The following is a 9,178-nucleotide window of genomic DNA, read 5'->3' as shown; positions in this document are numbered from 1 at the left end:
TTAGAAAGTCCGCATACGGAGTCGTATGGTATTTGTGAGTTGTTCTTTCCCCATACGCTTCTTTGATGGTAAATTCACTGAACCCAAAGTAATCGGTTTCTTTTTTACCGTTGATGAAAGAAGAAAATGCAAATCCGTTTTTGTATTCGTAGTCTTTTGAGATGATGTTTGAAAAACCGTCGTCAATTGTAACTCTCGTACAAACCCTGTAACTGGTTGGAAGGTCGGGGATGTCATCGTCTCCCGTGTTGTCGAACTTCGTGGAATTGGAATATTCGAAATCGTAAATACCCCCGATCCCGTTTTTCACTCTTTCGATGACGTCTGGTACACTTCCGGTAGAAAGTGCGAAATACCAGGTCGGTTCTTTCAAATGAATGATTCCGATGTCCGTTAAACCGTCTCCGTTGTAATCCCCTTGGATCCACTGGAAAACGTACACTTGCGCGATCAAGTCGGGACGATCTAAGGTTTTTGTGAGGACGTTACCCGGAAGAGAAACGATTTTACTCTGAGCCAAGTCATACAACTTGTCTTCTCCACCCGAAAGAACAATCGGATTTCCGCCATTGTCAAAGCGGTCGCTAAACCCCACGGTTCCCGCATTGTATGTAGATTTTGTAATATTCGTAGAATTGATTTTAATTTTGTAAAATGAAGTTCCGTTGTCTTGTGTTTTTCCAAACACGATCTCACCCGTGTTTGTAAGTGCATACACAATCCCCGCGGGACTTGCGGAATTGTAATCGGAAGTTGTAATGGGAAGAGCGAACTCTCCGGTTAATTTCTTGAATAATACTTGAGTTCCACTGATCGTTCCTAAATACCATTTGGAAACCGTGGTCCTTCTGTCCACGATCACAAGTTGGGCTTGTGTGGAAGTAAACTTTCCCGAAAAGAAACTGAATTCTTTTCTGCGTTGTCTGTTCTCGTTTGTTCCCGCTTGAAAGAGATCGTTCAAGTCGGTCGCGGTCAAGTCTCCTGCTGGAATTAAAATTTTAGTACCACCAAGCCCGGCAAGAATGAACCTCGCGTTACCGTTTGAAGTTTGCTCGTCTAAAATCAGAACCGACTGGGAAGTGTTGTTCTCGAAATGATCAATCGCATACCCGCTGTTAGTCGAATCAAACTTAGAAACGTCGGTGTCCGAAGGGGAAGCTAAATTAGAAGGTTCGAATGCAGTTCCGTTTGTATTCTTAATAACAAAAAACTGATTCGTATTTCCTTGTTTTTTGTAAAAGAGAACCTCGTCTTTTGTGTTGTTCGTGTAACGATCCGGTTTTCCTCCCAAGAGGGTAGTAACTCCGGTTGTCTCCGGGTTGAAAGTCGTATTGACCCTTTCTGCAAATGTGGTTCCTCGTTTTAAGTCCCATGCGTTTGCTTTTCTGTCAAAGATCAAAAGTTCGGGAGAAGCGGAACAATCGTCACTTGTAAAACATCCTGGAAATACAAGTTCTCCTTTTTGGAAGTTAAGATTTCCGTCATATTTGTAGTTCAGTAAAATCGTCTTTGTGTTGTTAGACGCAGTAAAGTTGGCTCTGTTTGTTTCGATTTTGACTTCGTCCTTGGGAAGAGGAGTCTGCATGATTCTTTCCGGATCGGGTCCGTAGTTCATGTCGCTATAGATTTTGGTTCTAAATCCGTTTTGTGTGGATTCTCCGATCCAAAACTTCTGATCGGAAGAAGAGTAAAATCCGATATCGGTTCTTCCGTCACCGTTAAAATCCCCTTGTAGCCAACGGGTCACGGATTTGAACTGGGGGGTTCTGGACCAAATCTTGAAATTAATCGTACCGTCTCCCGTTTCGCCTAACGTCCATTCGCCGTTGCTTCGATCGAATATTAGAAAGTCTGAAAATCCGTCTCCGTTAAAGTCTCCGCTAAATCGGTCGTGTCCGAATAGAGCTTCTTCGGGTGCTGTAAAGACTTTGTAGAGTTTCCACTGCATCTTGAAATAGATTGGATCCGTTTTGTTCTCGTTTCTGTGATTCTCACCCACGAACCACTTTCCGCTTCGAGAATCATACAAAGAAATGTCCGTTCTTCCGTCCCCGTTGTAATCTCCGACTAAAAAGTTTACTTTGTCGTGATCCTTTCCGGGTTTTGTAGAATCGTTTGTAGAAGAGCTGTCTAAGTTGGAATCCGGAATATAATCGTTTCTGAATACGTTTTGAAACTTTTTTGCAAACCTGAGGAACTCGAAACTTCCTCCTTTGTTGAGCATGAGAGTCCATTGTCCTGTGGGTTCGTCAAAGAGAACTGAGTCACTCAAACCGTTTCCGTCGTAGTCTCCCGCAAACCATTCCATCCGAAAGATGTCCGGTATTCCGGCCATGAGGCGTCCGTACGATTTGAATTGAAACACGCGTCCGTCGTGTTCCGCTACTACAAAGTCTCTGGTCTCGGGCAAGTAAAATGCGATGTCGCTTCTTCCGTCTCCGTTGTAGTCTCCGCTTACGTTTCCTTTGAAGAATCGGATTTTTTCTTGTGTATTGTATCCTTGGTATCGGTTCGCATACAGTTTGAAGTTGTATCCTCCTTCCTTTCTACCTTCCGCGGCCTTCCAGTTTCCCGACTTCGGATTAAAAAAGAGGATGTCGCTGATCCCGTCTCCGTTGTAATCTCCTTCAAAGTATTGTGTGGAGTGGGGATCGTCTTCGATTTCGGTTGACGTTTGGTTGATTACATTCTGCCAGTTAAGGGTACGGCTGGAGGTTTGGTATTCAAACTCCGGGCTTGTCGTATGTTTTGTAGAGCGGATGGTTTTCAGTCTGGGTCTTGCGGAATCGGAAGAGATTTCATATTCGGGTGTGTATTCATACAGTTCCCCTCCGTTGTCCCATCCGACTTCGATCCTTTCCAGTAGTTTGTCCATCTTCATGAGGAACCCAGGAGCGGTGGATACGTAGAAATCTTCCCTTTGTTTGGTGATGAATTTTACGTATTGTTTTGCGGGCAGTCCGCTTTTCGTATTTCCCGTATATCGTATTTCTTTCAAATAGAGATTTCTGTTTTTTGAATATTCTGAATTGTCATAATGGACTTGGAGATAGTTTCCGTTTTTGTCTTCGGTTCTTGTTAGATTCCAGCTGTATGTCTGGTTTGGGTTGTTTGGGCTAAAGATCCTGCCGGAAGTTGTTTCTCCGTATGTCGTCTTGGTTCCTGTTGAGTCCAATACTTCCCATACCCCTCCGCTTTCTATTTGAGAGAGTTTTAATATTACAAGTTCTTCATTCGTGATTTCTGGTCTGTAGATTCCGTTTTCGTTGTTTGTGTTTCCTCCCACTTTGACGAGTCTTGTTCCGTTCCAGGTAAAGCTGTCTCGGTTGTCGTAGTAAAGGGCTCCGTATTCGGGGGTTCTCGTGATGCTCCCCAGGCCCAAACTCCATCCCACTCCTACAAATCCGTCTCCTCCCGTGGAGGAATACGTTAGGCTTAGCTTGGGTTCGATTCCCGCTCTTCCTTGTGGTGTCACGATCGGTATCGTTAGACTTACCGCCCCGTTGTGATTCGGCTCCGGGGCCGCGACATACATCGCTCCCGTCAGCGGGTCCGCTTTTGTTTCCGGATCATCGATCGCTTCGCTGTAGTTTGTCGAGATGGAAAAGAGGTCGCTTCCCTCCGGCGCCGGTGCACTTCCGGGTCCGGCGCTTGTGTTGCCGCTTCCCACTCCGCTGCCCGAGGACGGTAAGCTTGTTCCGGGTACGAGTCCCGCAAGAGCCATCCACCAGTTGTTGTTCTTTCCGTGTTTGCCGGGGAGTAGTCCGCAGCTTGTCGTGGTCAACAGGATACTTGTGAATATTATGTTATTTAGTTTTATGAATGCTTGGGATATTTGTTTCCGAGATCTTTTGTTTGTTTGTATGTTTTCTCTTGTTACGGTTTTTGTTTTTAGCATTTTCGTTTTCAAAGGCCGATTCATTCGAGGTTTTAAGCGTTTGTCCCAAAAACTTGAGGGAAATTTGCAGGAGTTCCCACAGATTCTGTCTCCTTGACGGTCATTAGGCGTTTGTAAGATTTTCTCATCGTTTAAAAACGTGGGAGTTCCCACATTTTCTAGTGAATAGTGGTTAGGAATCAGTGGATAGGGCCGATCCATAGGGAGGCATTCATTGTGTTGTCCGGGTCGTTCGATAGGTTTTGGGACAAGCTCTAAATTTAAAATTCTATCCGATTTTTTCATTTTGTTTTTCGCATTCGTTTTCATTTGCGTTTTGCTTCGCTTTTATTTTTTCTTCTCAATTGGGAAAAACGGCCGGACAACCCCCGGCTCGAATTCCATTTTTCTCAACGTTTCGCTTTTCTAAATCAACTTCAGTATATGAATAATAGGAATCAGATGTCAGAAATCAGTGAATAGATCGGAAGAACTCCCTTCCACAGAGCCTTCCGCAGGAAGGCCCTGAACTCTGATTTCTGAACCCTGACCCCTAGAACTAGTATTTGATCTTGGCTCGGATCGTAAAGTCCCTGTCGATCAAAGGCGCCACAAAGAAATTGTTCAGACCGTATTTCAACGCACCCGGGTTTGCCAGATCGACTTTCGCTCCTCGGATTCTCTGTTGGGTTTTGTCCTGGGAGAGCCACATTACAAGACCGAGTCCGGAATCTACAGCAGCAGTTCCCCTGTATTGAACCCCTTCATTGGTCGTGCTGATTTGAAATTCTTTTGGACCGTCGACTGTAAATGTGGAGATGTCGCTGACCCTTCCCCAGATAGTACGTCTTGTTCCGTTGATTTGGTCCCAAGTAGTCAGAATTTTATTTCCCGATAAAATGGAACCGGTAAAGCTAAGGTTTCTAGAATCCACGTTCATCTGAGCTAAAGATAAAGCGTTTGGATACAAAAATTGTCCTGCTTGAAGATCTAAGATTCTTAAAAGAGCATCCTTACCGTTTTTTCTATACGTTAAAAGTCCTCGATCTCCAAAAGAAGTAAGCTTGAGAGAATCGACACTTCCTGATTCCACTTCAATATTAGAAGTTCCTAATAAATTGGAATTCGAAGTGTCTATTCCTCTTCCTAAAATGGCTCCGTCGTTTCTTCTCCAAAGAACCATTCCTCTTCCATTGGCGGCTCCCACTTGCAAAGAATCTACGGGTCTTGTCGATTCGCTAATAAGGGTCTGGGTGGAACCGATCTTGGTTCCAGTCGTTAGATCGTATACGGAACCGTAGACTGTATGAGAATCGCCACCGGATGCCAGCCTAACATTCCAAGCATACACAAGTCGATTGTTGTCGTTTGCACTTGCCGCTACGTCGATTTGGTAACTAGGATTATAGAAATAAGGAAAACTTATTGAATTTGTACTTTCTACATAACTCCAAATTACAATGTTTCCGCCTTGAAAGGCTCCTGTGTCCAACCGTAAAACCCGAGCATTGGCTTGGTAAGTTTTGGTTTCTACATAATAGCAACTCCCATATCCACCACCCCACATACTTCCGCAGTAACTTTCAACATTTGGAAAACCATTTACTCCGCCTGCAGGAAACCCATTGGGATAAGCAGCAGCCGTTAAAGTTCCTGAACCTACAAAGTGATTCCAAACAACCGCAGCCCGGTCATTTCCAATAGTTACATCATATGAATAAGAAAAGGGAATAAAACCTGTTCCAGGTATAACAATCATTTGAGGTCGGTTTGCAACCAGGGCTTCGCTTACAATCGTTGATAGGTTGGCCAGATCCCTGACGGATACATAAAGGTTATCACCGTTATCCCAAACAATCACCGCCTTTCCGTTCTTTGCTTTTAAGATATAATTTCCAGTGGAAGCCGCCGAATTGATGTTAAACGGATTTCCTAGAGCTTGTCCCGTACTGATCTGATGATATCTTCCGATGAGGGTCGTACCCTGTCTCCAAACCGTCAAGGCTACATCCCCGTGGTTCACAACAGAGGCATACGCCAAGTCTTGAGCGTTCACATCCGCGCTGACCGTAAAGTCCGTGTTCGTGCTTTCCAGACGATACGATTTTCCCGTAGCCGCGGTCAAACGAACCAGTCCGCTATACAAGAAATTGCTAAAGTCTCCGCCGTCCGCCCAGGAATTCCAAAGGGCCACGCCTTCGTTGTAAATCCCCATCCAGTTGAGCGCGTTCAGTTCGGGAGTAAAACCCAAACAAGAACCGGGATGGAACGGACTTGAAGTACAGCTAACGTTTCCGTTTAACAAAAACGGTTTGTATTGAACCTGATCGAACGCGGTCGAGTTAAAGGAAGAATTTACGAACGTGTTCCAATCGGTCACAAACCCCGTATCGACCGAAAGTCTTACATCCGGAGAGGTGAGAGTTCCCGGAACATACACGGAAGTCGTCTTCTGTGCGTCTATTTGGATCAGGCGATCCAATTGTACGTCAAAGGATCCGTCCTGTGCCGTCGGCAATACCTGTATTACCTTGTAGCCCGTCGTATCTCCTTGGATATAGAAATCGTCCCCGACGTTCACCGATCCGTATGAGTTCGCCACTTTGACCAGGCTCGTTCCTTTTACGATCGGAACTCCCGCCTCTCCTTTCAGTTTGCGTACTTGAGAGTAATGCAAAGGCCAGATGGTCTTGCGGTACGCCGTATTTAAGGCGGGTCGAATATACAATTTTACTAAACTGATCGCAGGGTCCACGTTCGTGCTGAGAGTCGGCAATTGTACACAGAGTGTGTAAGTCTGGTTGATAAAGTCCAGGGTCGTTCCGCAGTTTTTCAATTTGTACGGATCGCTGGAACTTAAGTCTTTTATGATATGGAACCAATCGGTGCGATTTCCACCGAATCCCATGCTGATTTCAAAGTCCGCCGCTTGATTGATGTTGTATCGATCGGTGGACGTCTGTTGATTGTAACTGAAATTCGTAAAGTACTGATAAGGTCCCGTGTCGGTCGCAGAACCGAAGTTAGGCGCCAGATACTTCGTCTTGTCCAATTTGATTTTCAATTCGATCTTCTCTCCGAAGCCGACCTCTCCCAAGTAAAGGGAATGCGCATCCGGATAGTAGGGATGATTTCCCAAAGACTTGAGTTCCCATTTTGTATTGAGGGGATAACCGTTCCCGGTTTCCAAAGGATTGGTTCCGAACTTTTGTTCCACCTTCGCAAAATCCTTAAAGGAGATATAGACCAGGTCGTAGTTATCCCCCGCCCAGATGATGGAATCCACACCTTTCAAAATCGGAGCCGCCACAGCGCCCCTCCAAGGATCGAATTTGCGAACGCTTCCCGAGTCGGTCCAGTATTCGGTAGGAGAATAAAACTTACCTCTGGAATAAATAGCCCAAACTCCCGAGTTGTTTTTTTCCGCTTCCGTCCATTGGCTGTACGGTTTTTGGACGCAGGCGGTTCTAGTCACACCGTCCGTTCCCGTGCTCGTTTCGTTTGTGCAGGGAAGATTCGTGCTGATCCCGCCGAAAGATTGAACCCCTTTCAGATAAATTCTGGACTCGCCTAACGTGGGAGCCGATTCGGATAAGTCGATTACGTAATCCTTAAACGTAATATTGTTCCCGGAACAGGAAATTCTTTCCAAGGCCTTTTTCAAACTGATCCCCGGAGAAAACACGTCCGCAGTCGTAGTATTACAAGGGTTGGATACGTTCGGAGTATCAAAGGCCGTTACGCGAAACATTTCCCTCACGCCGGGTCCGTAAACTTTTACGAGAGCGGTTCTGCCTTTTGCGTTCTCTTCGACGATCTTCAGATTGTTACCGGTATAACTTAGCAGACTGGATTTGTAATTGGAATCCGCAACGTGGGTCATGGTATAGTCCACGATCATGATCTTGGGAGTATAACCCGCTGCGATCGCCTTTTCCACTTCCGAAGTATTCAAATTCGTTAATTCAACTACGTAAGGACCGAACTCCGAACCTCCGTAGACTTCCACTTCGAAAAGACTGTAGTCGTCGTTTCTCAAACGAAAGGAAGACATAGGAACGAGTTCTCCGCCGGGGGTTTCGAACATCAAAGAACAAAGGATGTTGGAAATTTTAACCGGCATGTTCACGGATAAATTTTTGATATAAAGAGCGGCGCGAACCACACCCGCGTTCGGTTCCACCGTGGACGTAGAGTTGATCTTGTCCGATTTATCGGAACGATACTTTCTGGCCTTGTTCGTGGAAGAATCCGATTTTAAGTTCCAAGCGTCCCGGTCAATGTTGTTTTTAAAAGGACGGTCCGCCCATTTGGTCGTGGTTTCGGATGTGGCATTTTTTGCATTCCAACTGTCCTTACTAGTGTTGCTGTAGTTCATTCCGACGGATGCCAAATTCATGACGCTGGTTTCCGTTCCAAAACTATGGCTTTTTTCGTGTGATTGTCCCACTTCAACGTCGCTGCTGAAAGAATCCTGAAACTGAACCGTTCTTTCGTTCAGTTCGTTCTGATGGATTTTTTCCGAGCCTTCGTTTTTGGACGCTTCAAAATCGTCCGAGTTGATCTCGCTTACGATCTGATCGCTTTGGTTGCTTGAGTTTTTTAAGATCTGAATTTTTAACGTAACGGGAGGGGCGATCGTGGTTTCGATCTGCGGATAATCCGCCACCCAAACGTTGCTTAACGTTTCATTGGCGTTTAGGATCCCGTCCCCGTCAAAGTCGTTCACGATGGTCGTACCGGTCGGATCGATGGTGCCCATGAGAGCGTTTGCGCCCACGGTTCTGCCGGGAGGAAGATTAAAAAGACCGTTCACGGGAGTGACGGGAGAGGACGCAGATCCGCCGCCGGAACTTCCGGGTCTGACGGGAACGCCTTCGCTATTCACTTGAGTTTTTACGGGTTCGGCGGCCAACCAAATCGCGCCCGCGAGATCGACGTTGTCCATAGAGTTCCGATCCTTATCCAGCAAGCTGCAGGTCAGAACAAAGGGGATTAATAAAAATGAAATTAAACGGAAACGGATATAAGACATCCAACGAACTTTCAACATTTTTCACCTCTTAGTTTACGCTTTTGAACTCAAACGTTCTCAAATGACCCGTTAGTCGATCGACTAATGTACGTTATGCCTTTCGATTCCAACGGAAAAGACGAGAGACGTTCAAATAACAAAAGATACAATTCGACTATGAAAAAAATAAGGCCTGTTGTGGCGATATAAAACCGAAAAAAAAAATTTTATACGAAATCGATCCCGTACAACGTTCGGTAAAAAACGGATATACAAACCGATCGATT

The 9,178-nt window shown here is 45.5% G+C and carries 2 protein-coding genes; both read right to left on the bottom strand.

The window, feature by feature from the left end; translation table 11 throughout:
- Window positions 1–3,898 (bottom strand): SpvB/TcaC N-terminal domain-containing protein (locus LEP1GSC194_RS16230; protein WP_408605339.1); only part of this gene is annotated, 3,898 nt, incomplete at its 3' end.
- Window positions 3,899–4,436: 538 nt separating this feature from the next.
- A complete protein-coding gene (locus tag LEP1GSC194_RS16225) occupies window positions 4,437–8,930 on the bottom strand; it encodes an LIC12048 family lipoprotein (protein ID WP_020774595.1) in 4,494 nt (1,497 codons plus the stop codon).
- Window positions 8,931–9,178: the final 248 nt, after the last annotated feature.

It is taken from the genome of Leptospira alstonii serovar Sichuan str. 79601 (assembly GCF_000347175.1).
In the GTDB taxonomy this organism is placed as follows: domain Bacteria; phylum Spirochaetota; class Leptospiria; order Leptospirales; family Leptospiraceae; genus Leptospira; species Leptospira alstonii.
This window is presented reverse-complemented; position numbering and strand designations above follow the sequence as displayed.

Bases quoted from the DNA above. Each gene is read 5' to 3' on its own strand.
- LEP1GSC194_RS16225 (WP_020774595.1), bottom strand. From the start codon at position 8,930: ATGTTGAAAGTTCGTTGGATGTCTTATATCCGTTTCCGTTTAATTTCA.